The organism is Mesorhizobium ciceri WSM4083, assembly GCF_000519305.1.
GTDB lineage: Bacteria > Pseudomonadota > Alphaproteobacteria > Rhizobiales > Rhizobiaceae > Mesorhizobium > Mesorhizobium ciceri_B.
In genome coordinates, this window is record NZ_JAFG01000005.1 from 259,173 (window position 1) to 281,752 (window position 22,580).

The 22,580-nt window shown below is 61.8% G+C and carries 24 protein-coding genes; 5 read left to right on the top strand and 19 right to left on the bottom strand.

Annotation, left to right across the window (positions count from 1 at the left end; all coding sequences use genetic code 11):
• Window positions 1–4: 4 nt before the first annotated feature.
• From lpxB to MESCI2_RS0111130, 13 genes are all read right to left on the bottom strand, one after another.
• Window positions 5–1,177: a lipid-A-disaccharide synthase gene (gene lpxB / locus MESCI2_RS0111065; RefSeq protein ID WP_027036655.1), complete on the bottom strand. Its 1,173-nt coding sequence runs from the start codon at window positions 1,175–1,177 to the stop codon at window positions 5–7.
• On the bottom strand, window positions 1,167–2,063 hold the full coding sequence (locus MESCI2_RS0111070; protein ID WP_245270302.1) for an LpxI family protein: 897 nt from the start codon (window positions 2,061–2,063) through the stop codon (window positions 1,167–1,169). The genes lpxB and MESCI2_RS0111070 overlap by 11 nt, the downstream gene beginning before the upstream one ends.
• Entirely contained in the window at window positions 2,050–2,883 is an 834-nt protein-coding gene (gene lpxA / locus MESCI2_RS0111075; RefSeq protein WP_013531752.1) for an acyl-ACP--UDP-N-acetylglucosamine O-acyltransferase, read from the bottom strand. Before lpxA ends, MESCI2_RS0111070 begins: the two co-directional genes overlap by 14 nt.
• A 13-nt stretch (window positions 2,884–2,896) precedes the next feature.
• Window positions 2,897–3,364, bottom strand: coding sequence for a 3-hydroxyacyl-ACP dehydratase FabZ (gene fabZ / locus MESCI2_RS0111080; RefSeq protein WP_027036657.1), 468 nt, complete (start codon window positions 3,362–3,364; stop codon window positions 2,897–2,899).
• Window positions 3,357–4,415 carry a UDP-3-O-(3-hydroxymyristoyl)glucosamine N-acyltransferase gene (lpxD, locus tag MESCI2_RS0111085; RefSeq protein WP_027036658.1) on the bottom strand — a complete coding sequence of 353 codons (1,059 nt, stop codon included), beginning with the start codon at window positions 4,413–4,415 and terminating at the stop codon, window positions 3,357–3,359. Before lpxD ends, fabZ begins: the two co-directional genes overlap by 8 nt.
• Before the next feature lie 75 nt (window positions 4,416–4,490).
• Entirely contained in the window at window positions 4,491–6,857 is a 2,367-nt protein-coding gene (bamA, locus tag MESCI2_RS0111090; RefSeq protein WP_027036659.1) for an outer membrane protein assembly factor BamA, read from the bottom strand.
• Window positions 6,858–7,074: 217 nt separating this feature from the next.
• Window positions 7,075–8,217 carry an RIP metalloprotease RseP gene (rseP, locus tag MESCI2_RS0111100; protein ID WP_027036660.1) on the bottom strand — a complete coding sequence of 381 codons (1,143 nt, stop codon included), beginning with the start codon at window positions 8,215–8,217 and terminating at the stop codon, window positions 7,075–7,077.
• 104 nt (window positions 8,218–8,321) lie between these two features.
• Window positions 8,322–9,137, bottom strand: a complete 816-nt coding sequence (locus MESCI2_RS0111105) for a phosphatidate cytidylyltransferase (RefSeq protein ID WP_027036661.1) — start codon at window positions 9,135–9,137, stop codon at window positions 8,322–8,324.
• The gene (locus MESCI2_RS0111110; protein WP_027036662.1) at window positions 9,134–9,868 is read right to left on the bottom strand and encodes an isoprenyl transferase; all 735 of its coding nucleotides are present in this window, start codon (window positions 9,866–9,868) and stop codon (window positions 9,134–9,136) included. Before MESCI2_RS0111110 ends, MESCI2_RS0111105 begins: the two co-directional genes overlap by 4 nt.
• 34 nt (window positions 9,869–9,902) lie before the next feature.
• A complete protein-coding gene (gene frr / locus MESCI2_RS0111115) occupies window positions 9,903–10,457 on the bottom strand; it encodes a ribosome recycling factor (RefSeq protein WP_013531759.1) in 555 nt (184 codons plus the stop codon).
• Window positions 10,458–10,556: 99 nt separating this feature from the next.
• The gene (gene pyrH, locus MESCI2_RS0111120) at window positions 10,557–11,279 is read right to left on the bottom strand and encodes a UMP kinase (RefSeq protein WP_013531760.1); all 723 of its coding nucleotides are present in this window, start codon (window positions 11,277–11,279) and stop codon (window positions 10,557–10,559) included.
• A gap of 149 nt (window positions 11,280–11,428) precedes the next feature.
• Window positions 11,429–12,538: an aldo/keto reductase gene (locus tag MESCI2_RS0111125; RefSeq protein ID WP_027036663.1), complete on the bottom strand. Its 1,110-nt coding sequence runs from the start codon at window positions 12,536–12,538 to the stop codon at window positions 11,429–11,431.
• A gap of 37 nt (window positions 12,539–12,575) precedes the next feature.
• Entirely contained in the window at window positions 12,576–13,103 is a 528-nt protein-coding gene (locus tag MESCI2_RS0111130; protein ID WP_027036664.1) for a nuclear transport factor 2 family protein, read from the bottom strand.
• A gap of 116 nt (window positions 13,104–13,219) precedes the next feature.
• Between MESCI2_RS0111130 and MESCI2_RS0111140 the strand changes: the two genes are divergently transcribed.
• Entirely contained in the window at window positions 13,220–14,146 is a 927-nt protein-coding gene (locus tag MESCI2_RS0111140) for a LysR family transcriptional regulator (RefSeq protein ID WP_027036665.1), read from the top strand.
• A gap of 21 nt (window positions 14,147–14,167) precedes the next feature.
• Here the strand turns inward: MESCI2_RS0111140 and tsf are convergent, their stop codons facing one another.
• From tsf to MESCI2_RS0111165, 5 genes are all read right to left on the bottom strand, one after another.
• Window positions 14,168–15,088, bottom strand: a complete 921-nt coding sequence (gene tsf / locus MESCI2_RS0111145) for a translation elongation factor Ts (RefSeq protein WP_023812936.1) — start codon at window positions 15,086–15,088, stop codon at window positions 14,168–14,170.
• A 109-nt stretch (window positions 15,089–15,197) separates the two neighbouring features.
• Window positions 15,198–15,986 carry a 30S ribosomal protein S2 gene (rpsB, locus tag MESCI2_RS0111150; protein WP_027036666.1) on the bottom strand — a complete coding sequence of 263 codons (789 nt, stop codon included), beginning with the start codon at window positions 15,984–15,986 and terminating at the stop codon, window positions 15,198–15,200.
• Window positions 15,987–16,189: 203 nt separating this feature from the next.
• The gene (locus MESCI2_RS0111155; RefSeq protein ID WP_027036667.1) at window positions 16,190–16,468 is read right to left on the bottom strand and encodes a DUF4031 domain-containing protein; all 279 of its coding nucleotides are present in this window, start codon (window positions 16,466–16,468) and stop codon (window positions 16,190–16,192) included.
• A gap of 59 nt (window positions 16,469–16,527) precedes the next feature.
• Entirely contained in the window at window positions 16,528–17,826 is a 1,299-nt protein-coding gene (locus tag MESCI2_RS0111160) for a hypothetical protein (RefSeq protein WP_027036668.1), read from the bottom strand.
• A 115-nt stretch (window positions 17,827–17,941) separates the two neighbouring features.
• Window positions 17,942–18,769 (bottom strand): cell envelope integrity EipB family protein, encoded by an 828-nt coding sequence (locus MESCI2_RS0111165; protein ID WP_027036669.1) that lies wholly within the window; start codon window positions 18,767–18,769, stop codon window positions 17,942–17,944.
• 138 nt (window positions 18,770–18,907) lie between these two features.
• Here MESCI2_RS0111165 and MESCI2_RS0111170 point away from each other — a divergent pair, with 138 nt between their 5' ends.
• The 4 genes from MESCI2_RS0111170 to MESCI2_RS0111185 all read left to right on the top strand — a co-directional run bounded on the left by MESCI2_RS0111170 (window position 18,908) and on the right by MESCI2_RS0111185 (window position 21,902).
• Window positions 18,908–19,372, top strand: a complete 465-nt coding sequence (locus MESCI2_RS0111170) for a RidA family protein (RefSeq protein ID WP_027036670.1) — start codon at window positions 18,908–18,910, stop codon at window positions 19,370–19,372.
• A gap of 14 nt (window positions 19,373–19,386) precedes the next feature.
• Window positions 19,387–20,115, top strand: a complete 729-nt coding sequence (locus MESCI2_RS0111175; RefSeq protein ID WP_027036671.1) for a glycerophosphodiester phosphodiesterase — start codon at window positions 19,387–19,389, stop codon at window positions 20,113–20,115.
• A 50-nt stretch (window positions 20,116–20,165) separates the two neighbouring features.
• On the top strand, window positions 20,166–21,380 hold the full coding sequence (locus MESCI2_RS0111180) for a GNAT family N-acetyltransferase (RefSeq protein ID WP_027036672.1): 1,215 nt from the start codon (window positions 20,166–20,168) through the stop codon (window positions 21,378–21,380).
• Window positions 21,381–21,470: 90 nt separating this feature from the next.
• Window positions 21,471–21,902 (top strand): HIT family protein, encoded by a 432-nt coding sequence (locus MESCI2_RS0111185; protein WP_027036673.1) that lies wholly within the window; start codon window positions 21,471–21,473, stop codon window positions 21,900–21,902.
• 27 nt (window positions 21,903–21,929) lie between these two features.
• Here MESCI2_RS0111185 and MESCI2_RS0111190 read toward each other — a convergent pair whose 3' ends face one another.
• Window positions 21,930–22,556, bottom strand: coding sequence for a chloramphenicol phosphotransferase CPT family protein (locus tag MESCI2_RS0111190; RefSeq protein WP_027036674.1), 627 nt, complete (start codon window positions 22,554–22,556; stop codon window positions 21,930–21,932).
• Between the last annotated feature and the right edge of the window lie 24 nt (window positions 22,557–22,580).

Here is a 22,580-nt window from a genome sequence, read left to right on the forward strand (position 1 = left end):
GCCCTCAGGGCGCTTTTTTTATGTGACGAAGCACAACGCCTGCCGCTATCTCGCCGGAAGGCTTGTCGGTCGCCATACGCCGCGTGATCTCGGCAAAGCCTTGCTTCTGCCAGGCGCGATAGGCAGTGTCTGAAAACAGCGCCTCGAGCTGCCGCGCCAGATAGCGCGGCCGCACATATTGGTTGTAGTGCTCCGGCACCAGCGGCTGATCCGCGATCAGGTTGGGCAAGGCAGCACTCCACACCGTGACCAGCCCCTGGACCATTCGCATGACTGGATCAAGCCTGTAGCAAGAGATCATCGGCACGCCCGACAGGGCCAATTCCAGCGACACCGTTCCCGATGCAATCAGCGCCGCATCCGCCTTGCCGAAGGTCTGCCATTTGCGCTCGGGATCGAGGATGATCTCTGGTTTTTCATCCCAGCGCGCGACCGAGGTCCTGACCAGATCGGCGACATGCGGCACCGTCGGCAGAAGCAGGCGCAAGCGGTGTCCGCGCGCGCGCAGGATCGACATTGTCTCGCCGAACGGACCGATAAGCCTGCTCACCTCGCTGCGCCGCGAGCCGGGCAGGACAAGCAGTGTCTTGACGCGATCCCCCGACAGGTCGCGCGGCAGGCTTTGCGCCTTGGCGGCACCCAGCACGCCTGGATCATGCGCGAGGCGATGTCCGACATAAGTGCCGGGCGGGCCGCCCAGGCGGCTCAGTTCCTTCACTTCGAAAGGCAGGATGCAGAGAATATGGTCAATATAGGGCTTCATTGCCACCGCCCTGCCCGGTCGCCACGCCCAGACACTTGGGCAGACATAGTGGATGATCGGTATGGCCGGATCCGTGGCGCGGACCTTCCTGGCCACACGCAGCGAAAAATCCGGGCTGTCGATGGTGATGAGGCAGTCGGGTTTTTCAGCCGCGACAGCACTTGCCGTCTGGCTGATCCGCCGCATCAGACGCGGCAGATCGCGCAGGATGGCGCTGAGCCCCATCAGCGCGATCTCAGCCCCGTCGAATAGCGGGACCAGCCCAAGCGCCTGCAAATGACGCCCGCCAATGCCGACAAGCCTGATATCGCGACCTGTTGCACGCTTCAACGCCCCGATAATATCGGCGCCGAGCAGGTCGCCGGATTCCTCTCCGGCGACGATGGCGATCCTCAGTGGGGTTTCACCGGCCATGCGCACGCTCCATGGCAGGCAGACCGATCACAAACAGGCCAAGCGCGTCGGCGCGCGCAATGACGACAGGACCTTCCAGAACCAGTGAGCGGCCGGCTTCGACGGCAATGCCGACCAGTCCGGCAGAATGCGCTGCCTCGACCGTTTGCGGGCCTATCGAAGGCAGATCGGCTCGCAGTTCCTGCCCCGGCTTCGCGCATTTGACAAGGACGCCACGCGTCCTGCCGGCAAGCCTGCCATGGCTGCGCAGTTCCTTTGTCCGCTGGAGCAACCCGTCAGTCCCCTCGATGCCCTCCAGGGCGATGGCGCGACCACCAATAGCGATCGCCGCCTGACCAATATCGAGCGCGCCGATGGCTTTCGCAGCCTCGTAGGCGGCTTCGATGTCACGTCGATCCGATTTCAGAGGCGCAGCCTTGGTCAGCACACCCTCGACAGCGACAAGATCTGGCACGACCTGGTGGGCGCCGACGACCTTGATACCGCGAGCCTCGAGACCGCGTGTCAGGAGCTTCAGCAAGCCGTCGTCGCCGCGGGCGAGCGCCACCATCAGTGTGGGTATCAGCGAAAGCAGGCCGAAGCTCAACCGCATGTCGGTCAGTTTCGGCCGGCGTCTGATCTCACCGGCCAGCACAAGGTGGGTGATCTTCCGGCGTTTCAGCAATGAAGCCAGCGCGCCGATCTGTTCGAGAGCAAGGCTTTCATGCTCATATCTGTAAAGTTCGGATCCACGGTCGACCTCGCCTTCGACCATGACGATGAAGGGTGGATGTCGATGCCTCTCGAGACCTTCGGCGACTTCCACCGGAAGATGACCGCCGCCGGCGATGACGCCTACCCTGGCGCCTGGTGCGAGAACGAGACCAGCGGTCTCAGTCTTCGTCATCGACATCGTCGCCATCGCCGCCCTTGAGCGACGGCACAGCATAGTGCCGCTTGCCGCGACTGGTGATGAAATCGATGATCTTCATGGCTGTCGGCGACGACGCGAACTCCGCCTTGGCGAACTCGATGTTCTCGCCAACGGTGCGGGAACGATCGAAGATCATCCTGTAAGCCTTGCGCAGCACAAGGATTTCGGACCTCGGCAGGCCGGAGCGCTTGAGGCCGATGATGTTGAGACCGCGCAGGCTGGCGCGGTTGCCGACCGCGATGGCAAAGGGGATGACATCGCCGACGATCGCGGAGCAACCGCCCAGAAAGGCGTTGTCGCCGATGCGGACAAACTGATGCACTGCGGTCAGGCCGCCGATATAGACATTGTTGCCGACCTCGCAGTGGCCGCCCAGCGTTGCGCCATTGGCGAACGTCGCATTGTTGCCGACGACGCAATCATGGGCGATATGGGCGTAGGCAAGGAAATTGCCGTTGTCGCCGACCGTCGTCTCGCCACGGCTGGAATCGGTACCGAGATGCATGGTCACGCCTTCGCGGATCGTGCAGTTCCTGCCGATGACCAGGGTGGTTCGGCCGCCCTTGTGCTTGGTGTTCTGCGGCGGCGCGCCCAATGTCGCCATCGGGTAGACCTTGGTCGAGGCGCCGATTGACGTCGCGCCCATCACCGAGACATGACTGACCAGTTCGACGTCGTCGCCAATCACCACATCGGCGCCGACATGGCAGAACGGCCCGATGCGCACACCTTGGCCGATTTTGGCGCCTTCCTCGACAATGGAGGAAGCATGGATGGATGTCTTGATTTTCATAAGCACTCGATCGTCAGTCGCTGGTGACCATCATGGCTGAAATCTCGGCCTCGGCCGCCTTGGCGCCGTCGACCATGGCTTCACAAGCGAATTTGAGCAGGTTGCCGCGTTTCTTGATTTTCTTGACATAGATCTTCAACTGGTCGCCGGGAACGACCGGTTTGCGGAATTTGGCGTTGTCGATGGTCAGGAAATAGACCAGCGACGGCTTTTCGGTACCCAGGCTGCGGATACAGATGGCGCCGGCCGTCTGCGCCATCGCCTCAACGATGAGCACACCCGGCATGACCGGCTGCTCTGGGAAATGGCCCTGAAAATGCGGCTCGTTTATGGTCACGTTCTTGATGCCGACGGCGGATTCGTCGCCATCGATGTCGACGATACGATCGATCATCAGGAACGGATAGCGGTGCGGCAGGAGCTTCATCAGCCCCATGATGTCGACCGCTTCCAGCGTCGTCGACGCGATCATGTCAGCCATTGCCTCCCTCGCCCTGTTTGCGGGTCCTGGCGAGCTTGCGCAGCATGGCTATCTCCCGCATGGCTTCCGCCATCGGCTGTGCCGGATAGCCGCCCCAGATCTCGCCTGCAGGGACATTGCTCATAAATCCACTTCTGGCGGCAAGCTTGGCCCCTGTCCCAATGGTCAGGTGATCCGCAAGCCCGACGCCGCCGCCCATGGTGACATTGTCACCCACGACCACAGAACCCGAAATACCCGAAAGCCCGGCTATTATGCAATTGCGGCCGATGCGGACGTTATGAGCGATCTGCACGAGATTGTCGATCTTGGTGCCTTGACCGATGATCGTATCGGACATGGCGCCGCGATCGACGGTGGTGTTGGAGCCGATCTCGACGTCGTCCTGAATAACGACACGGCCGATCTGCGGCACGCGTTCTGGACCCTTGGCCCCACCGACGAACCCAAAACCATCCTGGCCTATCCTTGCGCCGCCGTGAATGATGACCCGATTGCCGATCAAGGCATACTGGATGCTGGCGCCTGGACCGACATAGCCGTCGCGGCCGATCTGGCAGGATTGTCCGATGACCGCATTTGGAGCGATGACAGTACCGCTGCCGATAGAAGCACCTGGCCCGATAACCGCGCCGGCCTCGATGACGGCACCGGCTTCGACATGCGCGGTCGCATCGACATGAGCGTGCGGCGAGACGCCGGTTTCACTGGTCATCGGCCCTGGTGTCGCCGCCCTCGGAAACAGCAGACGCCCGATCAGCGCGAAGGCCTGTTGCGGACGCGGATGAATGAGAACAGCAACGCTTGCCGGCGCCTTGCCGGCAAATTCCGCCGGGCACAGGACCGCGGCTGCCCGCAGCGACGGCATCAGCGCGGAATTACGCTTGCCATCGACAAAGACGAGCGCATTCTCGCCGCCCTCGCTGGCCGGCGCGAGTGCTTCGATCGAAATATCGGAGTGGCCGGAATCGACGAGCACCGAGCCGGTCAGATTCGCGACTTCGCCCGCCGTATACCGGCGTGATGGCGCGAAGAACACCGGATCGGTCATTCCAGAAGCTATATCCAGCTAGGTCGGAACATTTCTCCCGGACCCTGAAGACCCGGGAGCATCGTTGGCCGCCGATCAGAAGCGGGTCGATATGCCGAAGTTGAATTCCTGCACGTCGTCGCGCGCTTCCTTCTTGACCGGGATCGCATAGTCGATACGGATCGGACCGAACGGCGACGCCCACATCAGGCCGACGCCGACCGAGGCACGCAGCTGCATGTCCGTTGACTCCTGAGCGACGCTTGTAACCTGGCTGCCATAGAGAGTGGCGGCGTCAGCAAACACAGCACCGCGAAGGCCGAAGCTTTCCGGAACGACAGGCAGCGGGAACTGAGCCTCAGCAGAGGCATTGAAGTAGGTCGTGCCGCCGAGATGGTCACCCGTGAGCGGATCCACAGGCCCGATACCGCCATAGGCGAAGCCACGGATCATCCGGTCCGTGCTCTGGAACTGATCGAAGATACGCAGGCCGTCACTGCCATAACCCTCGACATGACCGGCGCCGCCCGAAATAAGGCCGACAAGATCAAGCGACTCGGACAACGTCTGATAGACGCTGCCGCGTCCCGTGATCTTCACGAACTTGGCGTCACCGCCGAGACCGGCCACTTCGACGGTCGTGTTGGCATAGATACCCTCATGCGGGTTCTTCATGTCGTCGATGGTATTGTAGACAAGTCCCAGGCTGACCGACGATTTGATCCAGGGGCTCTGATCGATGCCATCAAGGATTGCGGTTGAGATATTGCAAGGGCTGCCAGGAACATAAACCCCGCCGGTCAAGCAACCATCGTCAACTTCATATTTTTCCTGCGAGATGTTGTACGCCAACTGAGTCGTGATGCTGTCGGTGATCGGCAGGCCGAAACGGATCGTCGCACCCGTGGTATCACTGTCGTAGTTGTTGTCGTACTCCCGCGTCGACTTATAGATGTCGAAGCCGGCGGCGATGCGCCGTCCAAGGAAATAAGGCTCTGTGAAGGACAGGCTGTAGTCGCGTGAATTCTTGCCGCCGCCCGCCGACACCTTGATGAACTGGCCACGACCGAGGAAGTTGCGCTCGGTCACCGATCCTTCGACCGACGGACCGGCCGTGTCGCCACCGGTCGAATAACCAGCGCCCACCGAGAACTCGCCGGTCGACTTCTCAACCACGTCGACCACCAGAACGACTTGGTCGGGCTGCGAGCCCGGCACGGTCGAGATGTCGACTTTCTCAAAGTAATTCAGGTTTTCCAGGCGCTTTTTCGCGCGCTGGATGAGCACCTGGTTGAAGGCATCGCCTTCGCTGACGTCGAACTCGCGGCGAATGACATAGTCACGCGTGCGATCGTTGCCGCGGATCTCGATGCGCTCGATATAGGCCTTGGTGCCCTGATCGATCGTATAGACCACCGAAATGGTGTGGTTCTCGAAATTGCGGTCGCCGCGCGGCGTGACCTGCGCGAAGGCATAGCCGGAACCGGCCACCTTCTCGGTCAGCGCGATGATGGAATCCTCGACGTTCTTGGCGTTGTAGACGTCACCCTTGTGGGTCTCGATCACCGATTCCAGCGACTTACCGTCGACTTCAGGGATCGTGCTCTCGACGCTAACATCGCCGAACGTGTAGCGGTCGCCTTCCTGGACGGTGATGGTGACCGTGTACTTGTTCGTCGCGCTGTCGAGCTCGCCGACGGCGGACACGACCTGGAAGTCGGCATAGCCGTGATTGTAGTAGAAGCGGCGCAGCAGCTCCTGATCCGCGCGCAGCTTGTCGTCGTCATAGACGTCGTCGCGCAGGACGAAGGAAAGCCAGGATGAGCGCTTGGTGTTGATGATATCCGACAGGCGGCGGCTGGAATAGGCGCTGTTGCCGACGAAATTGATCGCCGTGATCTGCGTGCGATCGCCTTCGGCAATATTGAAGACAACATTCACGCGGTTGTCGCCAAGCTGCATGACCTGCGTGGTCACGGTCACATCGTCGCGACCAATGCGCCGGTAGGCAGCCTTGACCGATTCCACGTCGGCATCGAGCGTCGCCTGCGAGAACGTTCCGCGCGGCTTCAGCTGCACCGCCGCCGCAAGCGCATTGTCCTTGAGCTTCTTGTTATTCTGGAACAGCACCTGGTTGACAACCTGGTACTCGGCAACCTTGACCACCAGCGTCGAGCCGACCTGGTTGATCTGCACATCCGAAAACAGGCCGGTGCCGAACAGTGCCTTGACCGCACCGTCGATATCGGAACTGGAGAAAGCCTTGCCCGGCTTGATGGTGATGTAATTGCGGATGGTCTCAGCGTCGATACGCTGGTTGCCGCTCACTTCGACTCTGCTGACGACAGCGGCTTCAGCCGCCGATGTGGCAACGAACTGCACTGAGAGCGCGCCTGGCACGACCATGGCCGCGGACAGGGTCACCGCGGACGCGGCGCTTAGAAACTTGGATGCTGCCTTCATCGGGCTTAATAACCTTTTCTCGTAGTCCCCACGGCGAGAAAACCGGACGTGCGGTAATTTCCCCTACCGTATTAACCGGATTTTCCCTACACGCAAGGCTTCTGGTTAATTTGTATTTACTTAACCCTGCGGCGTGGCTTTCGCGTCACTCATATCCCCTTGCATGGTAAACGGCGTCTCAACATCGTCCATGCAGAAGCCAAATTTCTTCATGATTTCAGCACCCAAACAGATCGTTCCAAAAAACGAACCCCATGAAGCACAGCACCAGAAGCAACCCGGCCCGATAGGCTAATTCCATCATCCGTTCCGACACCGGACGGCGAATGACAGCCTCCACCCCGTAGAACAAGAGGTGACCGCCGTCGAGGGGGGGAATCGGCAAAAGGTTCAGAATTCCGATGCCAACGGATAGCAGTGCAACCAGCTGCACCAGCCATTCGAATCCCAGTTTCGCAGCCCTGCCCGCCATGTCGGCGATCTTCACCGGGCCGCCCAGCTGACATTTGTCTTCGCGTCCGACAACAAAGCGCTGCAGGAACTGCCCGGTGCGCTGGATGACGTGACCGGTTTCCTCGACCGCCGCCGCGACCGCTCCGACCGGTGTGTAGGTGATGAGCCTCGGCTGGCCGAGTTCCTTGTTGTTGACGACACCGATCACGGCGACCTTGACCTTGTTGCCGAGCGCGTCCTCCTGTTCCATCAGCCGCGGCGCCGCGGTCACGGTGACCTCCTGGCCGTCGCGCAACATGACGAAGGTGATTGCGTCGTCGGCACGGCCCGAGACCAGGCGTTGGACGTCGCCAAAGGTTTCGACCTTGTTGCCGTCGACGCTGACGAATCGGTCGCCGGGAAGGATGCCGGCCTTCGCCGCCGGGCTGTCGGCGGTCACCTCGGCCACCATGGGCTCGGCGACATAGCGGCCATAGGCGGTGAACAGCACGGAAAAGACGACGATCGTCAGCAGGAAATTGAACAGCGGTCCGGCCACCACCGTTGCGGCGCGCTTCCAGATCGGCTGCGTGTGAAAGGCGACCTTGCGCTCTTCCTCGGTCAGCGTTTCAATTTCTTCCGACGTGGGCTGGCTCGATGTGGCGTTCATGTCGCCGACGAATTTGACATAGCCGCCAAGCGGTATCGCACACAGTTTCCAGCGCGTGCCGTGGCTGTCGTTGAAGCCGAAGAGTTCCGGGCCGAAGCCTATCGAGAAGGCCCTGACGCCGATGCCGCACCAGCGCCCGACAAGGTAATGGCCCATTTCGTGGACGAACACGACCACGGTCAGCACGAAGAGGAATGGCACCAGCGTGCCGAGGACAAAGCCTTCTGTGCTGAAAAGCGCGTGAAGAATCTCGTTCAAGACAAACCCTCAAATTCTTCCACGGCGCACACTGCGCCGCGACTGTGACACCAATCCGGGCGAATCCAAGGCGCACCGCGCAAAGGACCCTGAAATGACACCACTCAAACGGGAAACAGACCCTGCGCCGGATGATCGGCGTTCGCCGAAATCCAGCCGATGACGTATAGGGCGAATGCCGCTGCGACAAGCCCATCGACGCGATCCATGACGCCGCCATGGCCCGGTATGAGCGCACCTGAGTCCTTGCGGCCATGGCGGCGCTTGACCCAGGATTCAAACAGGTCGCCCGCCTGCGAGACAATCGACAGCACGAGCGCCACCAGGCCGAGCAATGCCAGATTGCCGACACCGGCAGCTACGGCGAGGACCAGCCCGGCGACGACGCCGCCGAGCGCGCCGCCGAGCGCGCCGCTGCGCGTCTTGCCGGGCGAGATAGAGGGCGCCAGTTTCGGCCCCCCAACGGCACGGCCAACGAAATAAGCAAGGATATCGGTGGCCCAGACGACCGCGAACAGGAACAGGATGGCAATGAGGCCTGAATGATCGCCATCGCGCAGCAAGGCGAGCGACAGGCCTGAAACCGCGGCATAGGCAAGGCCGCTCGCATCCCATTGTCCGGTCTTGCGAACCGAGGCGGCTATCGCCGTTGCGGCAACAATGGCCGCCACAAGCGGCAGCAGCCAGGAGGCGGCCAGACCGCCAATCAAGGCGCCAATGAAGACAACCAGCAGTGCTTCCGGCAGAAAACCAAGGCCCGTTGCCCCGGTCGGGCGCGACATGCGGGTCCATTCATAGAAGATCGCCGCCGATATTACGGCGCACAGCAGCCGGAACGGCAGACCGCCGATCCAGGTCAAGCCGAGAGTGATGATGGCGAGCACGATCGCCGAAACGATACGCAGTTGAAGATTGCTCATCCCGCGGCCGGTCGCGAAGCGACGTCCTGGCCTCCAAGTCCGCCGAAACGGCGTTCGCGGCCGGCAAACTCACGCAAGGCCTCCGCAAGGTGCTCGCGGCTGAAGTCGGGCCAGTAGCAAGGCAGGAAGACGAGTTCGCTATAGGCGGCTTGCCACAGAAGGAAATTCGACAATCGAAGCTCGCCGCTGGTGCGGATGACCAGTTCCGGGTCGGGAATGCCTTGCGTATCAAGCGCACCGGCAAAGCTTTCGGCTGATATCGCCTCGGCGTCGAGTTCGCCACGCGCCACGGCCGCCGCAAGCTTTTGTGCCGTGCGAACGATTTCGTCTCGTCCGCCATAGTTGAAGGCGATCACCAGCGTCAGCGATTCGTTTGCGGCCGTCAGCGTTTCGGCCTCGTCGAGCAGTCCCCTGATATCAGGCTGCAGCCCTGCCCGGTCACCGATGATTCTAACCCGCACACCGCTCTGGTGCAGTTCGGCAAGGTCACGGCGGATGAACATTTTCAAGAGGCCCATCAGGTCGCTGACCTCGGACTTCGGCCGCGACCAGTTCTCCGATGAGAACGCATAGACGGTCAGGTAGGAGATGCCGAGCCCAGGTGCCGCGCGCACCGTCTTGCGCAGCGCCTCGACACCGGCACGGTGGCCCGCAAGGCGGGGCATGCCGCGCGCCTTGGCCCAGCGTCCGTTTCCGTCCATGATGATCGCGACATGCGCGGGCGTTGCCATGTTCTCGCTTTCGGGTCAGCCGGCGGCCAAGACCCTAAACCTGCATGATTTCAGCTTCCTTATCGGAAAGCAGGTGGTCGATGGTGCTGATCGTCTCGTCGGTAAGTTTCTGGACCTGGTCCGAGCGCTTGCGCTGATCGTCTTCGCTGATGTCGCCGTCCTTCTCCGCCTTCTTCAGGAAGTCCATGCCGTCGCGGCGCACATGGCGCGCGGCGACACGGGCGTTCTCGGCGTAGGTGTGCGAGATCTTGACCAATTCCTTGCGGCGCTGTTCGTTAAGTTCGGGAAGTGGAATCCTGAGGTTGGTGCCGTCTACGATCGGGTTGAATCCCAAATTGGATTCGCGGATCGCGCGGTCGACCGCGCCAACCATCGACTTGTCCCATACGGATACCGAGATCATGCGCGGCTCCGGCACCGAGACGTTGGCGACCTGATTGATCGGCATGGTGGTGCCGTAGGCCTGCACCTGGATCGCATCGAGCAGATTGCTGGAGGCGCGACCGGTCCGCAGCGAGGCCAGATCATGCTTGAACGCGGCAATAGCCCCATCCATGCGCCGCTTGAGATCGTCGTACTCACCGCTCATCTTTGTCTCCTCGACCCGTCTAATGCGGGTTCACTGCCTCGGGGCCGTCTTCGAATCGGGCTTTCGAAACCCGGCATCCTTTTCGGGTCAGGCCGCCGATCAATCGTCCGCGACGACCGTGCAACGGCCGCCGCCCCTCAGAATATCGCCGAAGCCACCTTTTTCGTGGATCGAATAGACGATTATCGGAATGTTGTTTTCGCGCGCAAGTGCAATCGCAGCAGTATCCATGATGGAAAGGCCGCGATTTATGACTTCGCCATGGCTGATGCGCTCGAAACGCGTCGCATTCGGGTCCTTCTTCGGGTCCGCCGAATAGACGCCGTCGACCTGAGTGCCCTTGAACAGCGCGTCGGCGCCGATTTCAGCGGCGCGAAGGGCTGCGGCCGAATCAGTGGTGAAGAATGGATTGCCGGTACCGCCGGCAAAGATCACCACCTTGCCCTGGTTCATGTAGGCGGTCGCCTGGCGCTGCGAAAAGCTCTCGCACAGTTCGGGCATGGCGATCGCCGAAAGCACCACGGCGTCGACGCCGATCTTGTTCAACGACGTGCGCAGCGCCAACGAATTGATCACCGTGGCAAGCATGCCCATGTGGTCGCCGGTGACACGGTCGCCGCCCTTGGAGGCAACGGCCACGCCGCGAAAAATGTTGCCGCCGCCGATGACAACGCCGACCTCGATGCCCAATGCGCGCGCCTCGGCGATGTCGCCGGCGATGCGATCCACCACTGAAACGTCGATGCCGAAATGCTGCTCGCCCATCAATGCTTCGCCCGACGCTTTCAGCAAGACACGTCGGTAGAGGGGCTTCACCGTCATCTGGGCCTCGTCATTTTGCGTGTGGCGCGTTCCAAGTGGCTCCCCTCGCGCAGGTGCCGCCTCGAAACAATGGCGTTCCGATACACGAAGGGCGCCGCGATGTCACGCGGCGCCCAAACGGCAAATTCGCCGGTTTCCTGTCCCATCAATCAATTGGTGGACACGCTGGCCGACTCTCCTTCGACGAGCACCGGTGACGCGTAGCTGGAGGGCTTGTCGCCGGTTGTCGCGCCGCCGGTAACGCGCGCCTGTATCTGCGAGCCGAAATAGGAATAGGGAAACGGCGCTGGAGTTCTGCTGGCTCTCTCCAGCCGGTAGCGATGCGCTTTCGGAATCTCGAAATCCAGCGCGCCAAGATTGTCATGCATTTGGCTGAGCGTCGTCGCACCGAGGATGACGGTTGCGATCCCCGGCTGCGTCGCCACCCAGTTGAGCGCGACCTGAGGCATGCTGCGGCCGATCTCGGATGCGACCTTCTCGAGTTCGGCCACGATAGCCCAGTTGCGTTGCGTGAACTTTTGGAAACCTGGATGCGTCGAGTTGCGAAATCCGTCGAGCCGGCCCGCGTTTCCGGCCTGAGCAGGCCGATACTTGCCGCTCAGCAGTCCGCTAGCCAGCGGGCTCCACACCATGATGCCGGCGCCATGGCGCGTGCCGAATGGCACGAACTCATTCTCGATCGCGCGTTCGGCCAACGAATATTCGAGCTGCAGCGCCGAAACCGGCTCATATCCGCGGAATTCGGCGATCGCCTGTGCGCGGCCCGCATACCAGGCGGGCACATCGGACAGGCCGACATGGCGCACCTTGCCCATCCGAACCAGGTCGTCCAGCGTGCGCATGACCTCTTCAGCCGGGGTCAGCTTGTCCCAGACATGCATGAGATAAAGATCGATATAGTCGGTGCCCAACCGCTTCAGTGAAGCATCGATGGCCCGCATGATGTTCTTGCGGCCATTGCCGCCGGCATTCGGATTGCCGGGCTGCGTGTTCATGGTGAATTTGCTGGCGATCACCGCCGTGTCGCGAAGCCCGCGCTCGGCGATGAATTCACCAAGCCAGGCTTCGGCCGTGCCGTCTGTGTAGAGATCCGCCGTGTCGAACAAATTGCCGCCCGCCTCGACATAGGCGTCGAAAATCGCCCGCGCCGTGTCCCTGTCCGCTCCCCAGCCCCATTCCTTGCCGAAAGTCATCGTGCCCAGCGCCAGCCGGCTGACCCTGAGGCCGCTGTTGCCAAGAGTGTAGTAGGTCATGGTCATGGTCATAATCGTCTTCCAATGCTCGGTACCCCGCGCGTCACTGGCCCGGAGTGTTCTTGACCCAGGGATTGCCGCGCTCGTGTGTCATGTGGAACGTGAAGCCATCGACCTTCCAGCCATCCGCGAAACGCGTCAGGTGATGCACATAGGTGCCCCAGACCTCCCAGAGCGGGTCGCCATTTCCTTCCATCCGGTTCCAGGCATAGCCGTTCGACAGGACCGTCGCCGTGTCCGCGTCGAGAACGACCTGGTGATTGGTGCGCAGATGCAGGCTTGTCTTGCTGCCCTTGAGGTTGGCCGCCCAGGCGCCGATCAGATCGTCGGAGGCGATGTTGGCCGCCGGCTGTCCTGAGAGACTGCTGAAGTCGGCAGTGACCCGATCCGCGAAATAGCTGCGTGCAAGTTTCCAGTCCTGGGCGTCGACGGCCCGGTCGATGGCATCGGCAATGCGAATGACCGCGCGTTCGTCTGCGAGGGCCTGCCAGTCGGATGGTTCCGCCCCGCCGGCGCCCATCGGCGCCAACGCCATGCCTGCCGCGAAAGTTACCTGTCTTAACGCATTCATGTCTCGTCTCCTCGATGCGATCGGCCGATCGCCGATGTGTTGGCGACAATGTGGACCGCAGCCTTGGCATCGATAAGATTGCATTGTTCGCAAAGACCATGCGATATCATTCATGAATGGATCGCGATCTGCTCAGCCATCTCCCTGTCGTGGTCGCCGTTGCCCGGCGCGGCGGCTTCGCGCTTGCGGCTGCCGAACTCGGCATGAGCCCTTCGGCGGTCAGCCATGCGGTGCGCATTGTCGAAGAACGGATCGGCCAGCCCTTGTTCGCCCGCACGACTCGCAGCGTTTCGCTCACCGAGGCCGGCAAGGCGCTGGTGGAAACGGCGGCTCCGGCCCTCCAGGATATTGCCGAGCGGATGGACCGCATCCGCAGCGTCAAAGGCAGGCCGTCTGGCCTGCTCAGGATCAACGCCTCCAACATCGCGATACCATTGGCGGTGACGCCGGTGGTCGCGGCGATGGCCGAGCGCTATCCGGAGGTTACGGTCGAGGTCTTCGCCGACCAGGCTCTGGTCGATATCGTCGGCGAAGGCTTCGATGCCGGCATCCGGCTTGGCGAGATGATCGCTCAGGACATGGTCGTGGTCCGGCTGACGCCGCCATTCTCCGTCGTCATCGTCGCCTCGCCCGCTTACATCGGAAGGCACGGCCGTCCCGGCAGCGTTGCCGACCTGGCGAACCACAATTGTATCGGCTACCGGCTCGTCCGCTCCGGTGCGCTCTATCGCTGGGATCTGATCGATGATGGCAAGGACATCGCCGTGGAGACGCGGGGCAGCGTTGTCGTGACGGATTCGCTCGCGGCAATCGATCTTGCGCTTGCAGGCGTCGGGCTCGCCTATATGTTCGAGCCGCTGGCGCGCGCCGATCTTGCCGCGGGCCGCCTCGTCCAGGTGCTGCCGCAGACAGCGATCGAGGAGCCGGGGCTATTCCTGTATTTTCCGCGACGGGCGGCGATGGCGCCGAAGCTCAGGGCCTTTATCGACACCGCACAAGAAATCGGCCGGGCCTCCTTGCGGACACCCGGCCGAGTTGCCTGAGTTCGTAAGCCCTGGAAAGGGCTATTTCTTGACCGCTGCAGCGACTTCCGCGGCGAAATCGGTCTCTTCCTTCTCGATGCCCTCGCCCAGTGCAAAGCGCAGGTAGGCGGTGATCTTGGCCGGGGCACCGATCTCCTTCTCGGCATCCTTCAGCGCCTTCTCGACAGTGATGTCGGGATTGAGCACGAAGGCCTGCTTCAGGAGCACGACTTCCTCGTAGAACTTGCGCAGACGGCCCTCGACCATCTTCTCGATGATCGCTTCCGGCTTGCCGGACTGGCGCGCCTGGTCGGAGAAGATCGCCTTCTCGCGTTCGACCGCGGCCGGGTCGATCTGCTCTGCGGTCAGCGCCAGCGGGTTGGTGGCGGCAACATGCATGGCCACCTGGCGGCCAAAGGCGTTGGCGGCATGCTCATTGCCCGTGGTCTCGATCGCGACCAGCACGCCGAGCTTGCCAAGGCCGTCGGCAACCGCGTTGTGAACGTAGGTAGCGACAGCGCCGTGCGGAACGGTGAGCTTGGCCGAGCGGCGGAAGCCCATGTTTTCGCCGATGGTGCCGACAGCGTCCTTGATGGTGTCGGCAACCGACTTGTCGGAACCCGGATACTTTGCGGCAGCCACAGCTTCGGTCGTGCCATAGGCCAGGGCAACCTTGGCAACGTTGGCGACGATTTCCTGAAACGCGGCGTTGCGGGCAACGAAGTCGGTCTCGGAATTGACCTCGACGACGGCAGCCTCGCGCACGCCATTGTCGACGCCGATCAGGCCTTCAGCCGCGGTGCGGCCAGCCTTCTTGTCGGCCTTGGAGATACCCTTCTTGCGCAGCCAGTCGACGGCCTCTTCCATGTTCCCGTTGGTCTCGGTCAACGCCGCCTTGCAATCCATCATGCCCGCGCCGGTCAAGTCGCGGAGTTCTTTGACCTGTGCAGCCGAAATGCTCATTGTCGCCTCTTTGTCTAGAATGCACCGACGCACCATCGGTATTCGATGGTGCGTCTGTCTAGCGTGCCAGAATATGAGAAAGATGAAGGCCGCAACCGGCCTTCGATTATCAAGCTTCGGGAGCTTCCGACGCCGGAGCCGGAGCCGGGTCGAGCGCGGGTTCGACGGGAGCTTCGATCGAAGCGCCGATGTCGACGCCGAGCGCGCCCTGCTGACGGGCGATGCCGTCGATCGCAGCCTTGGCGATCAGATCGCAATAGAGCTGGATGGCGCGGGCCGCGTCGTCATTGCCGGGGATCGGGAAGTCGATCTTGTCCGGATCGCAGTTCGAATCGATGATGGCGACGACCGGGATGCCGAGACGCTTGGCCTCGAGGATGGCGATCGCTTCCTTGTTGGTGTCGATCACGAACATCAGGTCCGGCGTCGAGCCCATGTCCTTGATGCCGCCCAGCGCCTTGTCGAGCTTCTCGCGCTCGCGGTCGAGGTTCAGGCGTTCCTTCTTGGTCAACCCTTGCGCCTCGCCGGCCAGCATCTCGTCGAGCTTGCGCAGGCGCTGGATCGAATTCGAGATCGTCTTCCAGTTGGTCAGCATGCCGCCGAGCCAACGCGAGTTGACATAATACTGAGCCGAACGCTGTGCAGCATCGGCGACAATGTCGGACGCCTGGCGCTTGGTGCCGACGAACAGCACGCGGCCGCCCTTGGCGACAGTGTCGGAAACCTGCTTCAGCGCCTGGTGCAGCAAAGGCACCGTCTGGCTGAGGTCGATGATGTGGATGTTGTTGCGGGCGCCATAGATGTAGGGCGCCATCTTCGGGTTCCAGCGGTGGGTCTGGTGGCCAAAGTGAATGCCAGCTTCCAAAAGCTGGCGCATGCTGAAATCAGGCAGTGCCATTCAAAGTTCCTTTCCGGTTAACCTCCACGGACACAGGCATTTTTGGACTTTGTCCTCGAACGCCACCGGAGGTTTCAGCCGGATTTCTCCCGGGCAGACACCAAAGTCCGTGTGTGGAATGAGCGCGCATATAGAGGGGATGCGCGATAAACGCAAGCGCCGCGAGATCTGTGGTGCGGCGTGCGACGATCCGGGCCCTGCCGTCAGCGCTTTATCTTCCCGTTCGGCACCCGCACCCGCCGGAAGACGGCGACGATCTCTTCGCGGCTGCATTCGATGGCGCCGAGCCGCACCGCTCGATCGCGCTCGAAGCCGGTTATGTCATAATGCGGCGCCGATGTCTTGGGCGGCCCCTGGTAGGATGAGCGCTTGACGCCGAGCCGGGCGGCAAAGCGATGCAACTCGTCGGTGTCGTCGGCCAACAGATGGCACCAGCGATGGCCGGCCCAGTTCCAGATCGCTGCGTCGACATAGACCGCCATGAAGCTTGCTGTTTGCCTTCCATCCCTGACCACAGCCGGCCACGTGGCCCGTCAGGATGTCAGGGACGATAGAATGGATTCGGATAGGAAATGAAGCTGCCCTTGGCCGCAAGCTCGGCCACAATGTTGGTGACTGTATCCTGCATGCGACGGTGCAGCTCGGCAACCGCATCGTCGATCGAGCCCGTATGCGCATGCAAGCCCAGTGCCTCCGGCACCCGGATGTGGGCGCAACGCGGCCCTGCCGGCTGCGGAACGAACCGGTTCATCGTGTCGCGCAGTCCGCCCCGGCAATAGTCGTTGCGGATCCGCTTCAGATGTTCGGCGATCTCCTCCTGAGTGATGCTCGGATTGGCCGAGGCCCAAGGTCCGAGGCGTTGCAGTCTCTGAACCCTATCGGCGAGCGCGCGGACCTGCCTTTGCCGTTCCGCATCGCCAGCGTTTTCGCGCTGCCAGCGACGCGCACGCCGCAGAAGCTCGGCAGTGTCGGTGACATCAATGTCGGCTGAGATGCTTTTGCCGAGCCGGCGGCCGAGCTCAGTGGCCAAAACCCTCTGGCGCTGGGCATGGGAAGCGCCTTGGTCGAATGGCATGCCGCTGGCGGCTTCATCGCGGGCCAGCAGCGTCGAATAGATATGGTGAATGCGCTGCGGCAGCGTGTCGGTCGCAAGGCGTTCTACTTTCAGGCTTTTCTCGACATAGGCGCATTCCTTCGCCAGCGCCGCTTCGACATTCCCGGTGAAGGCAAGCTTCCAGACGACTGGCGCGATCCAGACCTTGAAGTCCGGATCCGTGGCCTGACCGCGCTTGAGGGCCTCCAGCCCCATCTCGACGGCACCCGGCAGCAAAGGCGCAACGACATTGGCATGCCAGCCGACGCCGCCTTCGGGATGCAGCAGCACGCCATGGCCTTTCAAGGCCCAGGCGATCGAGTGTTCCTTGGCTGCCCCGCTGTTGCCCGGAATCTGGGCGATCAGATTGTTGGCCAGCCAGAACTTCTGCATCAGCCGGCCAAGGCCGTTGACGACACCATTGGTTGCCCATGAGGCCGTGAGCGGGCTGACCTGCGACACAATCTCCTTGTCGATCATCCAGTCGGTGAAGAACTCGGGATGATTGGGCGTGATGAAGGTCGCCTTCCCTGCCCCGCAACTGGCCTTCAGCCGCTCAAGATCGGCGTCGGGAAAGTCGATATGGCGGACATTGGCGACGCCGCGAAGACCGGCCAGGCGATTGAACGGCAACAGATCGCGAAATCCGGGAATGCCGCGCAGCATGACGATCCGGTTGACGGATGTCATGGCCCTGATCAGTGCCGGGTTGGGCCGCGGCGCCACGAATGTATCGATCCTGCTCAAGCTGATCCCCCTCGCGCCTGGACGCTGGGAAGCAGGTTGGGAGACGATTGCGGCACGTTCAAGTCGATCGTTACGACCACGCCGTGCCGTGGCAAATCAACTGCCTAGACCGGCACTATTTGGCGGGACAGGGTTTCGTCTGGTCGAACAGCGACAGGTTGACCAGCTTGCCGGTCATCGAGAAGTCGCCATAGTCCATGACGAGATCGCGGGTGATGCCGTTCTCATGCAGCTTGAAGCTGATACGGTATTCCGGCACCTCTTCGCCCGTCTTGTTGGTGTCGTCGAAATAGGCGATATCGACCGGCCAGTATTTGTCGGTGGCGAGCTTTGCCAGTGCCGAAGCTTCCGGGTCGGCCTTGTCGGCATCGGTTTTCTTGCCGACGACGACGGTGGTGGTCATCACCTTGTTGGCGTCTTCGGAACCGTCGAACAGGCTGGTTTCGTAAAAATTTTCGCCCTTTTCGGCCTTGCCGAGCAGCTCGACCAGATGCTGGGTCGGGAATTGGGTCGTCGCCAGCTCGACGCTGTTCTTTTCAGGCTTGTCGATGTCGACCTTCAGGCCCTTGGTTTCTTTCGTGGCGACGCCCTTGACCTCCTTGTCGAGATTCTGGTCGACGAAGGATTTTGTCACGAACGAAAAGGTCTTGCCCTCGGCATCCTCGAAAGTGGTCGTCTGCTGGTCGGTCAACCTGGTGTTGTCGGCGGTGACGATCTGGGTGACGAAGCGGAATTTCACCGTATAGCCTTCGCAGGCCGAGCCATTGAACTCATAGACCATGCGGCCGGATATGCCGGTGATGCCGGACTGATCGGACGCTTTCTTCAGGGTAAGATCGTAGACGGCGCGGTGGGCTTGCAGCGCCGGCGCCGCGAAGGCAGGGCCGATCGAGAAGGCCCCCGACAACAGGACGGCATGGAATGCGAGGCGCGTTGCGCGCATGAGGTACTCCGATCGTCGCGACTGATGGCAGGCCGCAGGGAAAGATGGTCCAGCTTAAAAAAAGTCGTGGCGGAAGCGAGGCAAAAATAGCAATTTCGGCCCGGCCGGCGCGGCGTCACCAAGCAATAGGGAAATACCATGAGTGAAACAATCGAAAAGCGGCTAAGCGATCTGGGTGTGACGCTTCCCGTCGCCGCCGCGCCCGCCGCCAACTACGTGCCTTATTGCAGGACCGGCAATCTGCTGTTCACCGCCGGGCAATTGCCGCTCAAGGACGGCAAGCTGCAGGCGAGCGGGCTGTTAGGCCGCGATCTCGATACCGCAGGCGGCAAGGATGCGGCAAAATACTGCGCGATCAACATCCTGGCGCAGGCCAAGGCAGCACTCGGCGACCTCGAGAAGATTAGCCGTCTGGTGAAGATCACCGTTTTCGTCGCCTCGACACCTGAGTTCGTCGAGCAGCATCTGGTTGCCAACGGCGCCTCCGATTTCCTGGTGGCGGCCCTTGGCGAGCGTGGCAAGCATGCACGCTCCGCCGTCGGCACCGCCTGCCTGCCGCTTAATGCCGCAGTGGAAATCGAAGCCGTCTTCGAAATCGAATGAGCCAGGGGACTGATATGACCGACCTATCCTGGCTGACCGCCCGGCCCGTCGCCCATCGCGGCTTCCACGACATGAACAAGACGCGCTGGGAAAACACGCTGTCGGCCTTCGCCGCGGCGGCCGAACGCGGCTATGCCATCGAATGCGACGTCCACCTGTCGTCCGACCGCGTTCCCGTCATCATCCATGACGGCGATCTCAAGCGCCTGACCGGCCAGGATGGTTTCGTCTGGCAGCGCACCGCGGCTGAACTCGCGGCGCTCAGGGTCGGTGGCACGCCGGACCATGTGCCGACGCTGCAGGAAGCGCTCGACCTGGTGAACGGCCGCGTGCCATTGGTGGTCGAGTTGAAAGGCACGCCCGGCTATGACGAAGGCCTGGTGGCAAGCGTCGGCAAGATGCTCAAGCGCTACAAGGGCAAGGCGGCGATCATGTCGTTCGACCATTGGCTGGTCCGCGATTTTCCGAAGGACGCGCCGGGCATCCCAGGGGGTCTCACCGCCTATGGCAAGGACGTCGGGTTGATCGAGGCGCATTTCGCCATGCTGGCGCATGAGATCGCCTTCACCTCCTACGCCGCCGGCGACCTGCCAAACCCATTTGTCAGCTTCGTGCGTGAAAGGCTGAAAATGCCTGTTATCACCTGGACGGTGCATGACCAGCCGGCGGTCGACCTGACCTTCAGATATGCCGACCAGATGACATTCGAAGGGTTCGAACCCGATCTGGTCAAAGTCGCCTGAGTGTCTGAAACGTGACTTGTACCAGGCCGGCCGGAGCTTAAATAAGCCTCATGGATCAGGGCGACGAGGGTGACGGACAAACGGCCAATGCGGATTATTCGATCCGCGTCGCCGCGGGCATCGGCGCCTTCACCTGTGATGAATGGAACGGCTTTGCCGGAACCGCGCGCGGCGATATAGAAACCAGTTACAATCCTTTGGTTTCCTTCGCTTTTCTAAGCGCGCTCGAGGATTCCGGATGCGCCGTGCGGCGCACCGGTTGGCAGGGCCACCACCTCAGGCTGGAGGATGGGCAAGGCAGATTGCTGGGCGGGGTGCCCTGTTATCTCAAATCGCACAGCCAGGGCGAATATGTGTTCGACCATGGCTGGTCGGATGCGTTCGAGCGCGCGGGTGGCCGTTACTATCCCAAACTTCAAAGTGCCGTGCCGTTCTCCCCGGTCACCGGCCCTCGCCTGCTGGTCACCAGGGGCGAGGACAGTGCCAAGGTGAAGGCCGGCCTCGCGGCGGGCCTGAAGGCGGTGACGCAAAAGCTCGGTGTCTCTTCCGCGCATGTCACCTTCGCGCAAGAGAGCGATGTGGAGGTGCTAGAAGCAGCCGGTTTCCTGCACCGCACCGACCAGCAATTCCATTTCTTCAACGAAGGCTTTTCAACTTATGACGACTTCCTCGCCACCCTTGCCTCGCGCAAGCGAAAGGCGATGAAGAAGGAAAGGCGCGAAGCGCTTGGCGACGGCATTTCGATCGACCGGTTGACCGGCAAGGACCTCACGGAAAAGGCCTGGGATGATTTCTTCGCCTTCTACATGGACACCGGCAGCCGTAAATGGGGCCGGCCCTATCTCAACCGTCAATTCTTCTCGATGATCGGCGAACGCATGGCCGACGACATCCTGCTGGTGATGGCCAGGCGCAATGGGCGCTATATTGCCGGCGCCATCAATTTCATCGGCTCCGACGCACTCTATGGCCGCAACTGGGGCTGCATCGAAGACCATCCCTTCCTGCATTTCGAGGTCTGCTACCATCAGGCGATCGACTTCGCCATCGAGCGCAAGCTGAAGGTGGTCGAGGCGGGCGCGCAGGGCGAACACAAGCTGGCGCGCGGCTACCGGCCGGTGACCATGCATTCCGCGCACTACATTGCGCACCCAGGCCTGCGCAACGCCGTCGCCGACTATCTCAGGCGCGAACGGCAAGAGGTGGAGCGGATGAGCGAATATCTGGAAGAGCACACCCCGTTCCGCAAGGATCTCGAGGAGTAGCAACCGCGCCGCCCGATGGTCAATTTTCCAATCGTCTTGCCGAATTTCGGCGGCTTCGCTACACGAAAGGCACAATCCGGAGCGTTCGCCATGACCGAGGCCGCCTACGATACCGACAACATTTTCGCCAAGATCCTGCGCGGCGAAATTCCTTCGCACCGTGTCTATGAGGATGAAGCGGTCATCGCCTTCATGGATGTGATGCCGCAGGGGCCGGGCCATACGCTGGTGGTGCCGAAAGCGCCGTCGCGCAACCTTCTCGATGCCGATCCTTCAATTTTCGGCCCGCTCTTCACCGTCGTTCAGAAAGTGGCGCTGGCGGTGAAACAGGCCTTCGGCGCCGATGGCGTCACCGTCATGCAGTTCAATGAGCCGGCCTCGGGGCAGACCGTCTATCATCTGCACGTACATATCATCCCGCGCTTCGACGGCATCCCGCTGAAGCCGCACACGGGAGGAATGGAGAAGCCGGAGGTACTGGTCGAGAACGCCGAAAAGATACGGGCAGCGCTGCAAAGCTGACGCCGCATGTCCGCTTGCGAAACCGTCTTAATCGGTTGCGGTTTGAGCCAGTTGCTCAATCGCGCTGGGCCGAGCGATGCCTTGCTCCAGCCGTCGCCGGATCGCATCCGCGCACTGCTCCGGGCTCAGGAGCGAGGTATCGACTTCCAGATCGTACACGCCCGGCCGGTGCACCTCTTCCTGCCACAGGCGCACCGGCAACGGCAGCGGATCGTCCGCTGAGCCGGTTACATATCCCTTGTCTGCAGCGCTGGCCGCACGCCTTTCCATGATGATTTCCAGCGGGCAGCGAACACCGACAAACAGCACCGGCAGACCTACAAGCCGGCGCGCGCAATCGGCCAGAATGTGAAGTGGCTTCGAATAGGCATCGTGATGGCCGACATCCGCCACGACATTCAGCCCCAGCCGGCTGTGGGCGGCGATCGATTCGTAGAGCGCGGCGTACAATCCGGGCACGAGGGCCTCAAGGTCCGGACGCTCGCCACCGGGCCGCAATCCTATCCCGGGCCGATAGCGTGCCGGTGTAGCCTGCTCGTAGACGTCGACGCCAAGATTGATCCAGACGCCATCGAAGCGCTCCTGAATAGCCTTGGCGACGCTTGTTTTTCCCGATCGCGGCGCACCGTTCAGGACGATGATCTGCCCGGCCATGTGTTCCTCGCTTCAATAAAAAAG